Here is an 18,537-nt window from a genome sequence, read left to right on the forward strand (position 1 = left end):
ATGGCGAGGGCGACAACTGTGCGCAGGGAACCGGTCCGGCGACGGGCTCCGCTCGACTCCAGCGTCCTGCCCTCCGGCTTGCGCAGCGTGTCCGCAAGCTCCACTACTCGGAAGTGTAACTCTGAAGCAGCCCGCCCGCCGGGCCGCCGAGCTCGCTTCCTCGTTGGCGTCCTGCTCGGCAGCGACAGGCGTGGGATCGGAACGTGGCGGTCGCACGCAGCTTCGCTGGCGATGGGGGGCAGGCGAAAATGCGATCCATCGGGCAGCACGCGCGGTAGGATGGAACTGCAAGGCAGCACAGGAGCTCGCATGAGCCGCGAAGAGCACTATCTCAAGCAGGAGCTCTACGAGCTGGTCCGCAGCGATCCGGCGATCTTCGAGTTCCTGCAGGCCGGCTCGCTCGACGGCATCTGGTACTGGGACGTCGAGCGGCAGGACCAGGAATGGATGAGCCCCCGGTTCAAGGAGCTCTTCGGCTACCGCGACGACGAGATCCCCAACACGTCCGAGTGGTGGCAGGCCAACATCTTCCCCGAGGACCGCGACGTCGCCCTCGACAACTTCGCGAAGCACCTCGCCGACCCGCACCACCCGTACGACCAGATCGTGCGCTACCGCCACCGCGACGGCAGCACCGTATGGGTGCGCTGCCGCGGGCTCGCGGTCCGCAACGAGCGCGGCGAGCCCATCCGCCTGCTGGGCTGCCACACCGACGTCACGGCCCTCAAGCGCGCGGAGGAGGACCTGCAACGCCAGGCGGCCGAGCTGCGGGACGCCCGGGACGCCGCCGAACGCGCCAACCGGGCCAAGAGCACCTTCCTGGCCAACGTCAGCCACGAGATTCGTACGCCGCTCAACGCCGTGATCGGCACGGCGGAGCTGCTCGCCGACACCGGCCTGACGCCTGAGCAGCACGACCACCTGGCCGCCGTCCGCGAATCGGCCGAGGCGCTGCTGGACATCATCAACGACATCCTCGACTACTCGAAGATCGAGGCGGGCAGGCTGCAGAGCGAGCAGCAGCCGTTCCAACTGCGCAAGCGGCTGGACAACCTGGTGATGTCGCTCGCGCCCCGTCTCCACGACAAGCCCGTCACGCTGTCGACCGACGTCGCCGACGACGCGCCGGACACGCTCGTCGGCGATGCCCGCCTGCTGCGGCAGGTGCTGGCCAACCTCCTTTCGAACGCGATCAAGTTCACGGCGCGAGGCACGATCGAGCTGCGGGTGCGGGCCGAGGAGCTGACCGGCGACACGGTGACGCTGCGGTTCGAGGTCGCCGACACCGGCATCGGCATTCCGGCGGACAAGCAGCGGGTAATCTTCGAGGAGTTCGTGCAGGCCGACGCCTCGACGACGCGGCGCTACGGCGGCACCGGGCTGGGGCTGGCGATTGCCTCCCGGCTGGTGGACGCGCTGGACGGCCGGATCGGTCTGGTGAGCGAACCCGGAACGGGCAGCACGTTCCACTTCACGGCGCGGTTCGGACGCGCCGCGGCGGAAGCCGTCGAGGCGACGGGCGACCGCGGGCCGATCGTCGAGCTGCGACCGCTCCGCGTGCTCCTGGTCGAGGACAGCGTCGCCAACCAGCGCGTGGCCACGGGTATGCTGGAGAAGGCGAAGCACACCGTCCGTGTCGCGGCCGACGGGGCGGCGGCGGTGGAGGCGTGCGGTGCGGAGCGTTTCGACGTCGTGTTGATGGATCTCCAGATGCCGCGGATGGACGGCTACGACGCGACCCGCGCCATCCGGCGGCGGGAGCGGGAACTGGGTCTCGCCAGGACGCCGATCGTGGCCCTGACCGCGCGCGCGTCGATGGGCAACGAAGCGCTGTGCCTGTCCGCCGGCTTCGACGGCTATCTGCCCAAGCCGTATCGTTCGCGAGAGCTGCTCGACGCGATCGCCGCGCAGGTCGGCGGGACGGAACCGACCGCGGCGCCCACGCCGCCGGCCGGCGGCCCGACGCCGGGTGCACGTCTCGACTGGGATGCCGCCCTGGCGGCCCTGGACGGCGACCCGGAGCTTCTGGCGACGGTGGTGGAGGGCTTTCTCGGCCAGCACCCGGCTCTGGTCGCCGAGTTGCGCGAGGCGCTCGGGACCGGCGACCTGGCGGTGGTGAAGCGCGTGGCGCACACCGTCGGGGGATCGCTCCGATTGTTCCACGACGCTCGTGTCGTTGCACTCGCGCACGATCTGGAGGAGCGCTGCCACGGAGGAACACCGGATCAGGTGGCTGCGGCTTGGCGCACGCTCGAGCCGGAGTTGGCGACGGTCGTTATCGAGCTCCGGGATCGGGTCGGCAACCAGGCCTAGGAGTCTGCGTCGTGGAAACGGCGTAGACTCCTGGTCAGGCCCGGTTGGGCGGCAATCGGAGCCACCGGCGACGAATGTCGGGATAGCAGGGAGAGCGGCATCGTGGCGTGCATTCTGGTGGTGGACGACTCGGCCGCTGACCGCGAGCTGGCGGGGCGTCTGCTGGCGAAACAGCCGTGGCGCGTGATCCATGCCGGGGACGGCCGGCAGGCCCTGGCCCGGATGCAGGAAGACGACGTGGACCTGGTGCTCACCGACCTGGTCATGCCGGATCTGGACGGCCTGGGGTTCGTTCAGCAGGCGAAGATCGACTACCCGCTGGTCCCAGTGGTGCTGATGACCGCGCGCGGCAGCGAAGAGATCGCCGTGCGGGCCCTCGAGGCGGGCGCCTCCAGCTACGTCCCGAAGAAAGCGCTGATACGCGACCTCGTCGAGGTCGTGCAACGCATCCTCGACGCCTCGCGGGAGCACAAGAGCTATACGCGCCTGCTCGGGCGGCTGCAGGCGGCCTCGTTCACGCTGGAGAACGACCTGGAGCTGATATCGTCGCTCGTCAGCTATCTGACGCAGGTCCTGCGGGACTCCGGCATGTTCGGCGAATCCGACTGCCACGGAATTACCACCGCGCTAGACGAGGCGCTGACGAACGCGTACTACCACGGCAACCTCGAAGTGCGGTCCGAGATACGCGAGCACGACGCGCGGGCCTACCGCGCGCTCGCCGAGCAGCGCCGGCAGAGCGCCCCGTACCGCGACCGCCGGATTCGCGTGAATGCAAACCTCTCCGCGGACGCGGTTCGCTTCGTCATCGCGGACGACGGCGGCGGATTCGACGTCGGCGCGGTCCCCGATCCCACCGCGCCGGAAAACCTGGCGCGGCCGAGCGGGCGCGGCATCTTCCTGATGAAGACCTTCCTCGACGAGGTGAGCTACAACCACACCGGCAACGAGGTGACGCTGTTGAAGCGGCGCCAGGAGTCCGTGGCGACGGCCCGCGACTGACGGTCCCGCCGGCGCGTCGCGGATTCACCGCGAACGGATGACGACGACCGTCTTGTCGTCGCCGGGGTCCGGGCTTTCGCGCTCGAACTCCTCGGCGGCGTGACACAGGTCCCGCGCCAGCTCGACGGCCGGACGGTCCGGGCCCCCGGTCATCACCGCCCGGACGCCCTCCAGATCGAAGAACCGGTCCGCGTCGTCCTGCGCCTCGGTCACGCCGTCGCTGTAGATCACGAGCCGCGCTCCGGCGTGGAGCGTCACCGTCTTCTCTTCCCAGGCGGCGTCGGCGAAGAGCCTGAGGGGAGGCCCGGTCGACACCAGGGTCGATTCGGTCGCGCCATCCAGCAGCAGGGCCCGGGGATGCCCGGCGTTCACGAACGTGAACCGCCCGGTCGGAAAGGCCAGCACGCCGTAGAAGAGCGTGACGAACCGGTCCTGGTCCTGGTCGTGCAGCAGGGCCCGGTTGAGCGTGCGCACGAGCTCGATCGGAGTCGCGCACGACGCGGCCTCCGCCCGCAGGACGCCCTGCGTCTCCGCCATGAGGATTGCGCCCGGAATACCCTTGCCGGATGCATCGCCGACCGCGATCGCCACGCGATCGGGCGGCAGATCGATGAAGTCGTAGAAATCGCCGCCCACCTGCCCGCTGCTGTGCAGGTGCGCGCCGATGTCGTGCCCGGGCACTTCCGGCACGCGTCCCGGAAGGAAGGACTGCTGCACGAACGCGGCGATCTTGAGCTCGTGCTCGAGCCGCCGGTTCTGCTCCGCGAGCAGGCGATGCCGCTCGCGGGCGTACCGGATGCTCCGAACCAGCAGGTCGACCGTCAAGCGATCCTTGACGAGGTAGTCCTGCGCGCCGCGCTGCACCGCCTTGACGGCGATGTCTTCGTCGTCGAGACGACTGAGCACGATGACGGGCGCGGTCTTTCCCAGCCGCCGGATCGCCTCGAAGCCGTCACCGTCCCCGATCTCCGCGCGCGCCAGCCCCAGCAGGACCAGATCGTACGAACGCGCGCCGAGCTCGGTCGCCGCGGCTCGTACTTCGGGCACCGCCCTGACGGCGAACGAGGCGGCAGCCTGGTCCAGAACGCCGTTGACGCGGGCGAGGTCGTTCGGCTCGTCCTCGACGAGCAGCACGCGCACGGGCCGCGATTCGGTTCGACTCGGCAACAGTTCCCAACCTCACCCGCCGCTCAACGCGGCGCGAAGCCCTCCAGGGCGTCCGCCTCCGAGCTGAACGTCTCGAACACCAGCTCGAGCTTGGTCGTCACCATCAGGTCCCAGACCCGCTCGGTCAGATTCAGGAGCCGGAGCTGTCCCCCGGCGTTCTTGACCGCCGCGCGTTTCGACAGCAGCGTGCCGAGGGCCGCGCTGTCGATGAACGCCACGCCACGGAGATTCAGGATCAGCCTGGTGCGTCCGGTGTCGACAAGATCGTCGATGCGATCCGCGAGCGTCTCGCTCGCCTCGCCGGCCAGCTTTCCGGTGAGATCGAGAATCGTTGCGGAACCGACGTCCCGCTGGCCGATCCGCAGCGCCATCGACACCCCCCGCTGCATGCTGACCGAAACAGCGCTGGAACGCAACCGGAGGGACCGGGTCGTGCGGCAGCGAAGCGGAACGCGTCCCCGGGTCGGGCTCAGGCCGGATTCTCGCGAAAGACGCGGTCGCAGGCCCTCTGGAACCGCGCCTGCAGCGCGTCCGCCTCGGAGCCGGTCAACGTGCCGAGCCGGCGCCGCTCGGCCTGCAGCCGCTTGACGTCCTCACGCGCGGCCCGACGCTTCGCCTCCTCGTCGACGCGCACTCCCATCGTATTGGCGGCCAACTGCGTGCGCCACTTGCGCGCCAACAGCTCCGCGGGCGACACATCGGCGTCGCCGCGCGACTGGGTGGAAACGAGCGCCTCGACCCGCTTGCACAGCCGCTCGAACTGCTTGAGACGCTGCGCCGGATCGTAGTCGGTGCCGCGGAACTGCTCCGCGTGCGTCTCGACGACGCGCGATATCGCGCGGCCGAAGCGCGCCGCGAGCTTCCGCTTGACGTCGGGCGGCACTTCGGGGGCGCGCCGCCACTTCTCCTGGATCTCGCGAACGGTCCTGACCAGATCTTCAGGAGCGGCAGGCACGGCTTCCGCGGCGGGCGCGACGGCCGTCTCCGCGCCCGCCCCTTGGGCGGGAGCCTCGCCCGACGGTTCGGCAGCAGCCGCGCCCGACGATTCGGCAGCAGCCTCGCCCGACGGTTCGGTAGGAGCCGCGCCCGCCGGTTCGGCAGCAGCCGCGCCCGACGATTCGGCAGCAACCTCGCCCGACGATTCGGCAGCAGCCTCGCCCGACGATTCGGTGGTCTCGACGGCCGCGGACTCCGCGGTCCCGGCGTTCTCGACGACGCCGCCCTCCGCGGATGCGCGTTTGTCGCCGCCGGTCGAGCCGCTCTCGGGCTCGGCCACGGCAGCAGCCGGCGGCGGCGCCAGGGCTTCCAGCTCGGCGCAGAGGGCCTCGCGCACCGCGATACGGTCGGCCGCGGCCCGGCGCGCGCCCTCGTTGAGCCGATCGAATACGCCGTCGCACGCCTGCCGGAACCGATGCCAGATCGCGTCCGACCGATTCCGCCGCACCGGACCTATCGTTTTCCATTCGCGCTGGACCTGCTTGACCTCCTCGATCGCGGCCTTCAGGTCCTCGGCCTCGAGCAAGGCCTCGACGCGCACGCACAGCGCTTCCTTCTTCTCGTAGTTGGCGGACCACTCCTGCTTGCGTCCGGCGAGGTCGGCCTTCCGGCGGGTGAAGAAACGGCTGCATGCCTGCCGGAGCCGCCCCCACAACGCCTGCTGTTCCCGGCGCGGCACCGGCCCGAGCGTCTTCCACTCCGCCTGCAGGGCGGTCAGACGCTGGGCCGTCTTCAGCCAGTCGGTCGATTCGCTGAGCCTCTCCGCCTCCTCCACCAGCGCCGTGTAACGGGCCAGGCTCTGTTCCCGCTCCTGGCGCTGCGCCGCGAAGAACGGCTCACAACGCGGATAGACGGCGTCGTGCGCCTTCTTGAAGCGTTCCCACAGCGCCTGTCCCTTGTCCTGCGGCACGTCGGCCGCCTCGCGCCAGCGCTTCATCAGCTCGGTGAACCGCCGGACGACTTCCGCGTCGGTGGGCTCCGGCGCCCCTTCCGGCGGTGAGGCCAGGGCCTCCAGCGCCTGGCAGAGCTCCTCCTGAACTCCGAGATTCGCCCATCGTTGCCAGTCGGCGAAATCCCGCAGCTCGCGCACCTTGCCGAGCAACGTGCCGGCGCCCTCCTTGAGCCGCCGTGTCAGTTGGTCGTGATCCCGCCGCGAGGGGAGCGGCGGCAGTTTCTCCAGCGCCTGGCGCACGACCCGCAATTGCCTCTCGGCCTCGGCGAGCGTCAGCTTCTCGTTCGTGATCGCCGCCTCGACGCCGTCCGCCAGCTTGCCGACGCGCGCGAGATTCCTCTGGCGCTCCTTGTCGCGTGAAGCCTTCAGACCGACCTCGAGATCGCGATGCCGGGCGTCGGCTGCCGCCTTGCGCCGGGTAAGCTCGGCCAACGCCACGGTCGTCTCGGGGTCCGGCGGTGCGCCGTCGCCGGTCACCGCCGCAATCTCGCGCCGCCACGCCGCGTCGAGCGCCCGCCACCGAACGCGCCGTTCCGACTCGTCCTCGCCGGTGACGATCTGTTCGATCTCGGCCGCCAGGGCGTCGAGCTTGCGCAGTCTCTCATGGCGGCGCTGCAGCGCGGCGTGGCGCGCCTCGCACGCCGCCGCGGCCCTCTCGAACCGCGCGCCGAGCGACTCGATCACCGCCCGCGCCTCGCCGCTCGCGTCGGGATCGACGGCCAGCGCCTCCCACTCCGCCCGCGCCTGCCGCAACCCATCGAGCGCGGCGTCTCCCTCCAACGCTTCCACTCGCTCGCACAGGGCGGCCCGCGACGACTCCGCCGCGGTCCGCTCGGCCGCGGCGCGCTGGGCTTCGACCGCAGTGGCGTCGAGCGCGAGCAACCGGTCCTCCAGCGCCCGCCGGGCGGCGGCGAACCGTTCGGCCACCGCCGGCTCGATCGGCCCGTCGACGCCCGCCCACCGCTGCACGGCGTCGTCCAGCGCCTTGCGGCCCTCCTCCAGCGAGGTGACCGCGGCCGCCCTCGTCTCGAGCGCGGCGCACAAGTCGACGCCCGGGACCGCCGCAACATCGGACGCGCGGTCCTCGGAGCGCGCCGCCAGCACCGCGCGCGCCCGCCGCGCCACACCCTTGTGACGGGCCTGACGGGACATCGTCTCCAGCGCGGCGTCATCGAGGCCACCGCCGTCCACCAGCCGCTCGCAAGCCGCCAGCGCCGCCGCCTTGTCGTCCGCCTTGACGGCCACCGAGAGCAGCTCGTCCCGATCCTTCAGCCGCGCGACGGCGTCCAGCGCGATTTCGGCGCGGCCCGCCCGCCGCGCGACGGCGGCGAGCATCTTGTCGCCGGACAGGCGCTCCAGCGCGGCACGGGCCACCGCCTCGAGCTCCGCCGCGCGGGCGACGGCGGCCAGATCGCGCTCGTCGACCAGCACATCCAGCGCGGCGACGGCAGCCGCGGCGTCGGCCGCTTCGATGAGCGTGTCGCGCACGGCGGCGATCGCCTCGACGCGCGCGTCGTCACTCGCATCGCCGGCCTCGCCGGCGTCCCGCAGGAAGGCAACCAGGGTTGCCAGATCCGGCATTCGCTCGACCGCCGCACGGCGCACTCCCGGGTCGGGGTCGCCCCTCGCGATCTCCAACAGCACGTCGCGCGCGTCCTCGGGGAGATCGCGCACGGCGCCGACCCGCACCGCGGGATCGTCACTCTGCCAAGCCGGTTGAGCGCGCAGTCGTTCGAGCAGCTTCATGACTCGGATGGGTGGACAGGCTTGGGTGGATTATGCATACTCGGGACCGGAATCGGGGCAGCGAGCCGGCTCCCGGAAAATACCCGCATTCAGCCGCTCGACGCTGCGCTTCGTCACGCGAGCACCGTTCTGGATCCCGATTGTTGGATCCAGAATCCCAGATCTTGGAAACCACTGCGCGGTCGGGAGCGATCGCAGGGAGCGAGGCCGATGTCTTTTCGCATGCTGGCCGGCATTCTCGGAATGGTAGGTGTCATGACGCCAGGAACACTCGGCGCGTCGGCGCAGGATAACCCGGTCGTGGTCATGGAGACCACCCAAGGGAGCATTACGATCGAGCTGCTGCAGGATGCGGCACCGGTCACGGTGGAGAACTTCCTGCAGTACGCCAACGACGGGTTCTTCGCGGGCACCGTCTTCCACCGCGTGATCCCGGGGTTCATGATCCAGGGCGGCGGCCTGACGGCGAATCTCTCGGAGAAGGCCACGCGCCCGCCGATCCGGAACGAGGCCGACAACGGGCTGAGCAACGCGCGGGGCACGATCTCCATGGCGCGGACGAGCGTCGTCGACAGCGCCACCGCCCAGTTCTTCATCAACACGGTCGACAACGCGCGGAGCCTCGACCACCGGGGCACGTCTCCCCGCGACTACGGCTACGCCGTCTTCGGACGCGTGACCGCCGGCATGGACGTGGTCGACGCCATTTCCGGGGTGTCGACAGGGCGGCAGGGACCGCATCAGAACGTCCCCGTCGAGCCGGTCGTCATCAACTCCGTCACGGTCCAGTAGGGTGGGACGCGTCATGCTGCGATCACTGGCCGCCGCCTCGGCCGTCGCCGTCCTGCTGGCCGCGCCCGGCGCGGTCCACGCGCAGGACCCGCCGCCCAATCCCCATGTCGTGATCGAGACGTCGATGGGCGATATCACGGTCGAGCTTTTCCGCACGCGGGCGGTGGTCTCGGTCGTCAACTTCCTGACCTACGTCCAGACCGGATTCTACGACGGCACGATCTTCCACCGGGTGATCCGCAACCTGATCATCCAGGGGGGCGGGCTCGAGGAGGACCACACCCCGCGCGTCGAGGGACTTCGAGGCCCCATCCTGAACGAGGCGACCAACCGCCTGCAGAACCGGCGCGGCACCATCGCCATGGCGCGCCTCGGCGAGCCGAACACCGCGCGGGCGCAGTTCTTCATCAACGTCGGCCACAACGACATGTTCAATCACCGCAACACGACGCGGGACGGCTTCGGCTACGCCGTCTTCGGACGGGTCGTGGACGGCATGGACGTGGTCGACGACATCTCGCGCGTCCGCACCACCCGGGTGGACCGCATGAACGACGTGCCCCGCGAGAGCGTCGTCATCCGCACGATTCGACGCATCGATCCCTGAGGGCCACAATAGGGGGGCGATGCAGCATCCGTCCCCCCCGACCTCCGCCGGCGGGAGCATCGAGCAACAGGTGCTCGACGTCGTCGCCGAGCTCGTGACCGAGCTGCGGGGCGGCGTGCCCGCCGCCGTGGCGCGCGGCGACTCGCTCGAGACCGACCTCGGCATCAGCAGCCTGGAACGCGTCGAGCTGCTCATCCGCCTCGAACGCGCGTTCGGCGTCCGTCTCGGGGACGCGGCCATGTCGGACGCGGAGACGCCGGCGGACCTCGCCACGGCCGTCGCCGTCGCCGACGACACGTTGGAGGAGCGACGCACCGAGAGATCCGCCGCGAGCGGTTCCGGCGTCGCGTCCGCGGCGAACGCCCGCACGGTCGTCGAAGCGCTGGCCTGGCATGCCGAGCACGTACCCGAACGCATCCACATCCACCTGCGCGAGGAAGACGGAGACGAAACACCCCTCACCTACGGCTGGCTGTGGCGCGAGGCGCAGGCCGTCGCGGGGGGCCTCGCCGAGCCCGTGCTCGGCCGCGGCGACGCGGTCGCCATCATGCTGCGGACCGAGGAGCGGTTCTTCCCGACCTTCATCGGTACGCTGATGGCCGGCTGCGTACCGGTCCCCTTGTATCCGCCCTTCCGCCTCGACCGCATCGAAGAGTACGTCCTCCGTCAGACGGCCATCCTGCGCAACGCGGGCGCGCGCATCCTCGTGACCTTCAGCGACGTGGCGCGCGTAGCCGGGCTGCTCGTGCGGCAGGTGCCGTCACTCGACGCCGTGGTGTCGGCCGAAGACGTGCGGGGCGAGCCGCGCCGCCCCGTCCCGGCAACCGCGGGAGACCCGGCCCTCATCCAGTACACGTCCGGCAGCACCGGGCAGCCGAAGGGCGTCCTGCTCTCGCACGACAACCTGCTCGCCAACATCCGCGCCCTCGAACGCCGGTTCGACATCACCTCGCGCGACGTGGGCGTGAGCTGGCTGCCGCTCTATCACGACATGGGGCTCATCGGCGCCTGGCTCGGGCCGCTCTACTTCGGCGCGCCGCTGGCCCTGATGTCGCCGCTCGCCTTCCTGGCCCGGCCGATACGCTGGTTGCAGGCCCTCGACGCGCACCGCGGCACGCTGTCGCCGGCGCCCAACTTCGCGTTCGACCTCTGCACGATCCGCATCGCGGACGAAGAGCTCGACGGACTCGACCTGAGCGCCGCCCGCGTGCTGCTGAACGGCTCGGAGCCGGTGTCTCCCGAGACGCTTCACCGCTTCATCGAGCGGTTCGCCCCCTGCGGCCTCGATCCCCACGCGGTCTACCCGGTCTACGGACTGGCGGAGTGCTCGCTGGGGCTCGCGACGCCCGCCCTGGGGAACCCGATCAGAATCGACCGCGTGCACCGCTCGAAGTTCCAGGCGTCGGGGCGGGCCGAGCGCGCCGCCGACGACGACCGAAGCGCGTTGCGGTTCGTCTCCTGCGGGCGCGCGCTGCCGGATCACGAGCTGGCGGTGTTCGGTCGCGACGGAAACCCGGCGCCCGATCGCGTCCAGGGACGGGTCCGCTTCCGCGGTCCCTCCACGACGCGCGGCTACTACCGCAACGCGGAGGCCACGCGGGACCTCGTCGGCACCGACGGCTGGCTCGACAGCGGCGACCTCGGCTACCTGGCGGACGGCGATCTCTTCCTCACCGGCCGCGCCAAGGACCTGATCATCAAGGCGGGCCGCAACTTCCAGCCCCACGAGGTCGAGGCGCTCGCGGGCAGCGTTCCGGGCGTTCGCACCGGCTGCGTGGCGGCGTTCGGCGCGGCCGACGCCGAGCGCGGCACGGAGCAGTTCGTCGTCGTGGCGGAGACGCGCGCGTCCGACGAGGCCGCGCGCGCCGCCCTGTCGCAAGCCGTGAGCCGGAAGGTCGGCCTGGCGCTGGGCGTCGCGCCGGACCGCGTGGTGCTGGCGCCGCCGGGGTCGGTGGCCAAGACCTCCAGCGGCAAGATCCGGCGCGGTGCGACCCGCGATGCGTGGCTCGCCGGCAGCATCGGCCGCGGGCGGGCCGGCGTGGCGGCACAGTGGCTGCGGCTCGGCGCGGCATGGATCCGATCCGCGCTTGGCGAGTGGGCGTCGCGCGCCGCGCAGGCGCTCTTCACCGGCTACGTGCAGGCCATCGTGCTCGGCACCACCCCCATCGGCTGGGCCCTGCTGTTCATCGTTCCGCGCGGCGGCGGGGCGGACCGGATCGTCGGGAGTTGGAACCGCCTGGTGATGCGGCTCGCCGGCACGCCACTCGATATCGTCGGCCGCGAGCGCGTGCCGGTCGATACGCCCGTGGTCTTCGTCGCCAACCACGCCAGCTTCATCGACTCGCCGATAATGATGAGCACGCTGCCGGTCCCGGTCCGCTTCGCCGTCAAGGCCCGTCTGGCGACCTACCCGCTCATCGGCCTGGCCATCCGCAAGGGAAACCACATCCCGCTCGGCAAGCGCGACCAGTCCGAGCGCGTGGAGAACGCCGACACCCTCCGCGCCCCGCTCGACGCCGGCACCTCGCTGTTCGTCTTCCCGGAGGGGACCTTCCTGGCCGCGCCCCGGCTGCTTCCGTTCCGGCTCGGCGCCTTCCGGGCCGCGGTCGACGCCGGCTGCCCGGTGGTCCCGGTGGCGATCCGGGGCACGCGGCACATCTGGCCCGCCGGGACGTGGCTTCTGCGCCGGGGCCGCGTGACGGTGACCTTCGGCGCGCCTCTGCGGGCGGCGGGGTCCGACTGGTCGGAGATCGTGCGCCTGCGCGACGAGGCGCGGACGTTCATTTCGGAACACTGCGGCGAGCGATGATGGCTGATGAGATTATCGAGAAAGTGTTGCGGATCAAGGACGAGATCGCGCGTGAACACGGATACGACGTGGGCCGCTTGGGCGCGTACTTTCGGCGGTTGGGGAGGGAAAGGGCACAGCGGGAGGAAGATGGCGCGGCGGCGGGAGACAGGACGGCGGCGGAGGTTGCGGAATCGGTGACCTGGGTGGAGGCGGAGTTCGGATCGCGCCGGAGCGGTGGAGACGATCGGTAGGACAACGCCCACCTGATAGCGAGGGGCGCTGTGCCCGTGGCGGGGGCCGACCGGGCGGCATGCGTGGGCGAGGGCTCGGCGGGCCAGCGTGACGAGGAGCGACGCAATGACCCTCGCGAGCGGACTTCGACGGCGACGTCAGGGTGGTAGTGGCGTTCGGCGACCAGGTCCGAGTGCGCGCTTGCGGGAAGTCAGGCCCGCAGGACGACGCGGCCGATCACCCGTCCGGCTCGCAGGTCGTCGAGCGCCGCCTGTGCGGCGGCAAGAGGGCGTTCGTCGATCGGCAGCTCGGGAATCGATCCGGAGCGGCCCAGGGCCAGCAACTCCCCCATCTCGGCCGGGCTGCCGACGTAGGAGCCGCGGATGGTCACCTGCTTGAGCGTCAGCAGGGGCAACGGGAGCTGCAACGCGCCGCCGAACAGCCCGACCACTATCAGCATGCCCCCCGCGGCCGGGGCCCCAAAGGCGACAGCGCGGATGCGGCGGCAGCGCGTGGTCCGCGAATCCGCGGCCCGCCCCACTCCCACCGGCTGGCCGCCGGGACAGTGGTGCTCGTCGCCCGCCGCGCAACCGCGGGCAGGCGCCGCACCCGAGCGAGGGATAGACGACGCGCCGATCGCCGGCGCCTCGGCGCACGGACGCTCCCCGAACAACGCCCGCTCGATGTCCGCGAAGCTGTCACTCTCGGAGACGGTGTCACGCGTTCCTGCATGTCGAATGAGCACGAGCCCGGCCTGACGGGCCTCGGTCGGCGCCGATTCCAAGTCGCGCGAAGCCTTCGACAGCGAAAAATTCACGAATGTCGTTACTGAAACAACATTTGATAGTAAAGTTCAAGGCGCTATGAAGATGTATCGTGCTAATCTCGATGCGTGGACGAGATCGCAGACACCCCACCCGCTGCGGAGGGAGGCCTCGGCGTTCGGCGCATCCGGAGAGGAATGGGGCTGACGCAGATCCAGTTCGCGGAGCGCCTGGGGGTTACGCCGCTCACGGTCCATCGCTGGGAATCAGGCCAGTCCCGACCGCAACGCTTGGCGCAGAACCGCCTCCGCGAGTTGGAAGATGCGTTGGCCGGACAGTCCGCCGACCCGACGTCGGTAGCAGCAACGGCTTCCCTGCCGGCAGTTCCACTCGATTTCGCGGGCGACCCGAACGCCGTATCGGCCGTGGTGGAGGGCGTGCGCCTGTCCCACGGACACCAGTTCAACCCGGCGTTCGCCACGGAGATCTCGCGCATCGACCCGCTGCCCCACCAGCGCATCGCGGTCTACGAGCGGATGATCCCGCAACAACCGTTGCGCTTCCTCCTGGCGGACGACGCCGGGGCCGGCAAGACGATCATGACCGGCCTCTACGTTCGCGAGATGCTGTCCCGCGGCCGGATTCGCCGGGTCCTCGTCGTGCCTCCGGCCGGCCTCGTGGGCAACTGGGAACGCGAGTTGCGGACACTGTTCCGCCTGCCGTTTCGCATCGTCTCCAGCGCGGGCGCGTCCCGATCCGCGGTGGATCGCGTGACGGCGGCCAACCCGTTCCGCGGACCGGGAAGCGACCTCGTGATCGTGTCCCTCGACACCCTTACCAGCGAGCGCACGTTCGACGCGCTCCGGCAGCCCACCGTGCCGCCCTACGACCTCGTCGTGTTCGACGAGGCGCACAAGCTCAGCGTCGTCAGGCAGCAACATGGCGTGCGCAAGCGCCGGCGGTACGAGCTCGCCGAGGCCCTGGCCGGATGCGCCGGTCCCGCGACCCGGTACGCCGGCCTCGGCTGGTCGGCGCTGCACCTGCTGTTGTTGACGGCGACGCCGCACATGGGCAAGGACACGCCGTACCACTACCTGTGGCGGCTGCTCGACCCGCGGGTGTTCGCCACCGGAGAAGCGTTCCGGCGTTTCCCTACGGAGGCGCGCGACCGTCACTTCATCCGCCGGACGAAGGAAGAGATGGTCGGTCTGGACGGAACACCGCTGTACCGGCGGCGCACGTGCGACACGTTCAGCTACGCCTTGAGCCCCGGCCCCGACGGCGAGCAGGCGCTCTACGACGCCACCACCGCCTACCTCCGGCACGCGTACAACCGGGCCCTCGACAACCGCCCGGCGGTACGGCTCGCGATGGGAGTCTTCCAGCGGCGGCTCGCCAGTTCGACGCTGGCTGTCCTGCGCTCGTTCGAACGGCGGATCAGCAGGATCGAGCAGACCATCGACGACCTGCGTTCCGGGAGGGTCACCACTTCGGAGCTGCAGGGCCGGCAGAAACGGCTCGACCGCGAGCACCACGAGGATTTCTTCGACACGCACGGCGCCGAAGACGACGCGCGCGATACCGGCGACGGCGAGCGGCACGAAGACTACGAAGACGCGCTGCTCGGGGCGGTGGTCGCCGTCACGATCGAGGAATTGCAGCATGAACTCGACGTGCTCGCCGACCTCGGCGCGCGGGCGCGCCGGCTGGTCGCTTCCGGCCGGGAGTCGAAGTTCGAAGCGCTGCGCGAGGTCCTGGAAGATCCGCGCCATGCCGGCGAGAAGTGGCTCGTCTTCACCGAGCACCGGGACACGGCAGACTACCTGGTGCGCCGCCTGGAGGGATTCGGGTACTCCGGCCAGGTCGGGCAGATACACGGCGGCCTGGCCTGGCCTGCCCGAGAGATCGAGGTCGAGCGTTTCCGGCGCCCGGACGGCTCCCGCTTCCTCGTGGCGACCGACGCCGCCGGCGAAGGCATCAACCTCCAGTTCTGCCGGCTCATGGTCAACTACGACGTGCCGTGGAATCCGGCGCGCCTCGAACAGCGCATGGGCCGCATCCACCGCTATGGACAGCGGTGCGACGTGCACGTCTTCAACCTCGTCGCCGGCAGCACGCACGAGGGACGCGTGCTCGAGGTGCTGCTCGACAAGCTCGACGCCATCCGCACGGAGCTTCGATCCGACAAGGTGTTCGACGTCATCGGACGGCTGTTCGAGAACGGGTCCCTCCGCGAGCACATGATCGAAGCGCTGACCGACGACGGAGAACGCCGCGTCGTCGACCACGTCACGAGCCGGCTTACCGTAAGCCGCGTCGACGCGGTCGCCGACAACGAGGCGCGCATCTACGGCCGACCAGGGGAGGTGGCCGAGCGTCTCGGTGGATTGCGGATCGACGTGGAGCGCGAACGCTACCTGCAGCTCCTGCCCGGCTACGTCCGGCGCTTCGTCCAGAAGAGCGCCTCGCTGCTCGACTTGCAGATCGACGGTGACCTCGACGGCGTCTTCTCCCTGGCCCCCGGCCGGGCCGGGGCACTCGACGCGCTGTTGCCGGCGCTCGAACGCTACCCACCGCCGGCGCGCGAGAACCTGTGCGTCCGGCGGCCCACGACGGACGAGCCCTGCATCTGGCTCCATCCGGGCGAACCGGTCTTCGACACGCTGATGGATCAGATCCTGCACACTTATAGGCGCGACGCGCTGCGCGGCGGCATCTTCACCGACCCCAAGGCGGACGCCCCCTACCTGTTCCATCTAGGCCTGGCCTCGGTCGAACAGGAACCCGATGACGGCGGACGCTCGAACATGCAACCGACGGCCGGGGACCCGACGGAACCGGGCACGTCCCGGATCCTGGAGCGGCGCCTGTTCGGACTGCGGCACGCGGGCGACGGCGCGTTGAATGAATCTCCCGTGGAGCATCTGCTGCTGCTGCATGGCGCCCCCGGCGTCGCGCCGGGAGCGGTGTCGCTCGCTGGTCGGGGCATCGGCATGCGGGCAACGGCGGCCGCGTACGCCGAGCACGACCTCTCGACACGGATGGTCGAGGACCGCCGGGCCGCGTTGCGCACCGAATTGCCGGTGCGCTGCCACCGGATCGGTGCAGGTTTCGATCTGCGCGCCGCGGAGCTGGCTGGCCGGCGCGCGAAGCTGGCCGCCGGCACCGGACGCGATGCTACGGACGGCGAACTCGACGCGATCAAGCAGGAGCAGCGGGCGCTCTCCACGGAACGACGGGAGGTCCTCGCCCGAACCGAGACCGCACCCGAACGGATCGTGGCTGGCGAAGTTCACTTTCTCGCCCATGCCCTCGTCGTGCCCGCCCGCGCCTCCGACGAGCTGCAACGCTACGATGCTCGTGTGGAGGAGATCGCGGTGCGCATCGCCACCGCGTGGGAGCAGGAGCGGGGCGGCACCGTGCGCGACGTCTCCCGACCCGCTGCCGCCCGTCTCGCCGGCCTGCCCGACTGGCCCGGGTTCGACCTGCTCGCCGCCCAGCCGAACGGCGACGTGCGGAACATCGAAGTCAAGGGGCGGGCCGGCGAATCGGCCATCCAGATGGAGCTCAACGAGTGGAAACAGGCGTGCCATCTGGAGGACCGCTACTGGCTATACGTGGTCTTCGACTGCGCGACACCCGACCCGCGCCTCGTCCGGGTGCGCGATCCGTTCCGCCGACTGCTGGCGAAGAGCCGCGAGTCGTCCGTCTACGTCATTTCCCCAAGGTCGTTGCTCGACGCCGCGGAGCCGGCTTGAACAGCAGAACGATGGACACGCAGGCGCTCATGTCCTCCATTCGGGCCGGTGAAGACACTGATCTGGAATTGAAGGAGGTCGTCTTCCGGGGAGACCGGATCGCGTTCGGATCGGAAACCGGCCGCGCCGCGTCAAAGCTCGCGGAGGTCTTCGTCAGCATGGCGAACACCCGTGGCGGAACTCTCGTCATGGGGGTCCGTGACGCCGACCGCGTCGTGGTCGGCGTCGATCCTCGAAAGCGCGATCTCCTGGAGCAGTTCGTGGTCAACGTCGCGACCACCAACTGCAACCCGCTCATCGTCCCGGCGCTGAACTGGGAATACCTGCCAGGAGACGACGATGAACCGAAGCTCTGCCTGATCATCGACGTCCCGGTGTCGCGGTTCGACGTCCACCAGACCGGCGACGGGCGATTCCTGCAGCGCATCGGCAGCCACCGCCACCCGATTCCCCCCGAACGACTGTCGCGGATGTTCAGCGCACGGCGGATGATCGACCCGATCAAGGAGCGGCCGGTATTCGGCAGCCGCCTGGACGATCTGCACGAGTTGCGCCTCGAAACGTACTTCCGCAACCGTTTTCCGGAATGGACCAGGCCTGGAGACTGGACCTCGACGCTGCTGGCCCACAAGCTCGCCGCCACCACTGACGCCGGCGTGATTCCGACCCATCTGGGAGTACTGCTGTTCGCGGAACGCCCCGAGCGGCACCTCCCCGGCGCCTACATCGACGTCGCGGCCTATCGGCATGGCGCGGCCGATGGGAATACCTCGGACAGCCGACAAGTCACGGGACCGCTGCCTGAACAGATAGGACAGGTTCTGACCTATTTCGGGTCTTCTCCCTTGATCCCGACCGCGTCCAGAAAGGACCGCGACGGCCGCCGCGATTTCCCGAGTTACGTGCACACGGCGCTGCAGGAAGCCGTGGTGAACGCCGTCGTGCATCGCGACTACGAAGTCAGGGGGTCCCAGATCATCATCCGGCTTTTCCATGATCGCATCGAGTTCCAGAACCCGGGCGCGCTCTACAACACGCTGACGATCGAGAACGTCTACGCCGGTTGCCAGCCTGCCCGCCGCAACCAGTTCCTGGCCGGGTTCATGCGCGACTACAAGAGCGCGCTCACCGGGACCAGCTACATGGAAGCCCGCGGCGAAGGTTTTCTGAACCTGGTACGGGACAGCCAGCGGCTGTCCGGGCGGCGACCCGAGCTCGAGCAGATCGGACAGGCTACGAAGTTGACGATCTACGCCGCGACGTACGAGGACGACCGCGATGTCGTATGACAGGGACGACACATGACAGAATCACAAGTGGTCGCTGTCGTTGATCGTCGACCCTCTGAACCAGCAACTGAAGAAGCTGTCCGCCGACCGGCTGAGTGACTCGCGCAACGAATACGCAGTTCCAGATGA

The 18,537-nt window shown here is 69.9% G+C and carries 12 protein-coding genes; 8 read left to right on the forward strand and 4 right to left on the reverse strand.

Translation table 11 applies throughout. The features are described 5' to 3' along the window. Nucleotides 1–2,313: a response regulator gene (locus F4X11_24800; protein MYN68197.1), complete on the forward strand. Its 2,313-nt coding sequence runs from the start codon at nucleotides 1–3 to the stop codon at nucleotides 2,311–2,313. A 102-nt stretch (nucleotides 2,314–2,415) separates the two neighbouring features. Beyond that, a complete protein-coding gene (locus F4X11_24805; GenBank protein ID MYN68198.1) occupies nucleotides 2,416–3,315 on the forward strand; it encodes a response regulator in 900 nt (299 codons plus the stop codon). A gap of 24 nt (nucleotides 3,316–3,339) precedes the next feature. On the opposite strand, the gene F4X11_24810 is transcribed toward F4X11_24805, so the two are convergent. From F4X11_24810 to F4X11_24820, 3 genes are all read right to left on the reverse strand, one after another. Beyond that, nucleotides 3,340–4,482 carry a SpoIIE family protein phosphatase gene (locus tag F4X11_24810; protein ID MYN68199.1) on the reverse strand — a complete coding sequence of 381 codons (1,143 nt, stop codon included), beginning with the start codon at nucleotides 4,480–4,482 and terminating at the stop codon, nucleotides 3,340–3,342. 23 nt (nucleotides 4,483–4,505) lie between these two features. Beyond that, nucleotides 4,506–4,871, reverse strand: a complete 366-nt coding sequence (locus F4X11_24815) for an STAS domain-containing protein (GenBank protein MYN68200.1) — start codon at nucleotides 4,869–4,871, stop codon at nucleotides 4,506–4,508. An 80-nt stretch (nucleotides 4,872–4,951) separates the two neighbouring features. After that, nucleotides 4,952–8,176 carry a DUF349 domain-containing protein gene (locus F4X11_24820; protein ID MYN68201.1) on the reverse strand — a complete coding sequence of 1,075 codons (3,225 nt, stop codon included), beginning with the start codon at nucleotides 8,174–8,176 and terminating at the stop codon, nucleotides 4,952–4,954. 210 nt (nucleotides 8,177–8,386) lie between these two features. Between F4X11_24820 and F4X11_24825 the strand changes: the two genes are divergently transcribed. The 4 genes from F4X11_24825 to F4X11_24840 are packed head-to-tail and all read left to right on the forward strand — an operon-like array spanning nucleotide 8,387 to nucleotide 12,617. After that, nucleotides 8,387–8,968, forward strand: a complete 582-nt coding sequence (locus tag F4X11_24825; protein ID MYN68202.1) for a peptidyl-prolyl cis-trans isomerase — start codon at nucleotides 8,387–8,389, stop codon at nucleotides 8,966–8,968. 13 nt (nucleotides 8,969–8,981) lie between these two features. Continuing rightward, on the forward strand, nucleotides 8,982–9,575 hold the full coding sequence (locus F4X11_24830; protein ID MYN68203.1) for a peptidyl-prolyl cis-trans isomerase: 594 nt from the start codon (nucleotides 8,982–8,984) through the stop codon (nucleotides 9,573–9,575). Nucleotides 9,576–9,594: 19 nt separating this feature from the next. Then, the gene (locus F4X11_24835) at nucleotides 9,595–12,384 is read left to right on the forward strand and encodes an AMP-binding protein (protein MYN68204.1); all 2,790 of its coding nucleotides are present in this window, start codon (nucleotides 9,595–9,597) and stop codon (nucleotides 12,382–12,384) included. Next, complete coding sequence (locus tag F4X11_24840) at nucleotides 12,384–12,617, forward strand: hypothetical protein (protein ID MYN68205.1); 234 nt, start codon at nucleotides 12,384–12,386, stop codon at nucleotides 12,615–12,617. The genes F4X11_24835 and F4X11_24840 overlap by 1 nt, the downstream gene beginning before the upstream one ends. A 191-nt stretch (nucleotides 12,618–12,808) precedes the next feature. On the opposite strand, the gene F4X11_24845 is transcribed toward F4X11_24840, so the two are convergent. Continuing rightward, entirely contained in the window at nucleotides 12,809–13,057 is a 249-nt protein-coding gene (locus tag F4X11_24845; protein MYN68206.1) for a hypothetical protein, read from the reverse strand. Nucleotides 13,058–13,558: 501 nt separating this feature from the next. Here F4X11_24845 and F4X11_24850 point away from each other — a divergent pair. Then, nucleotides 13,559–17,119, forward strand: coding sequence for a DUF3883 domain-containing protein (locus tag F4X11_24850; GenBank protein ID MYN68207.1), 3,561 nt, complete (start codon nucleotides 13,559–13,561; stop codon nucleotides 17,117–17,119). Beyond that, nucleotides 17,116–18,408: a hypothetical protein gene (locus tag F4X11_24855; protein MYN68208.1), complete on the forward strand. Its 1,293-nt coding sequence runs from the start codon at nucleotides 17,116–17,118 to the stop codon at nucleotides 18,406–18,408. Before F4X11_24850 ends, F4X11_24855 begins: the two co-directional genes overlap by 4 nt. The last annotated feature ends 129 nt before the right edge of the window (nucleotides 18,409–18,537 follow it).

This window comes from Acidobacteriota bacterium (genome assembly GCA_009861545.1).
In the GTDB taxonomy this organism is placed as follows: domain Bacteria; phylum Acidobacteriota; class Vicinamibacteria; order Vicinamibacterales; family UBA8438; genus WTFV01.

Coding starts and splice junctions, on each gene's coding strand:
- F4X11_24815 (MYN68200.1), bottom strand. CDS start 4,871: ATGCAGCGGGGGGTGTCGATGGCGCTGCGGATCGGCCAGCGGGACGTC.
- F4X11_24830 (MYN68203.1), top strand. CDS start 8,982: ATGCTGCGATCACTGGCCGCCGCCTCGGCCGTCGCCGTCCTGCTGGCC.
- F4X11_24820 (MYN68201.1), bottom strand. CDS start 8,176: ATGAAGCTGCTCGAACGACTGCGCGCTCAACCGGCTTGGCAGAGTGAC.
- F4X11_24840 (MYN68205.1), top strand. CDS start 12,384: ATGGCTGATGAGATTATCGAGAAAGTGTTGCGGATCAAGGACGAGATC.
- F4X11_24845 (MYN68206.1), bottom strand. CDS start 13,057: ATGCTGATAGTGGTCGGGCTGTTCGGCGGCGCGTTGCAGCTCCCGTTG.
- F4X11_24835 (MYN68204.1), top strand. CDS start 9,595: ATGCAGCATCCGTCCCCCCCGACCTCCGCCGGCGGGAGCATCGAGCAA.
- F4X11_24825 (MYN68202.1), top strand. CDS start 8,387: ATGTCTTTTCGCATGCTGGCCGGCATTCTCGGAATGGTAGGTGTCATG.
- F4X11_24850 (MYN68207.1), top strand. CDS start 13,559: ATGGGGCTGACGCAGATCCAGTTCGCGGAGCGCCTGGGGGTTACGCCG.
- F4X11_24800 (MYN68197.1), top strand. CDS start 1: ATGGCGAGGGCGACAACTGTGCGCAGGGAACCGGTCCGGCGACGGGCT.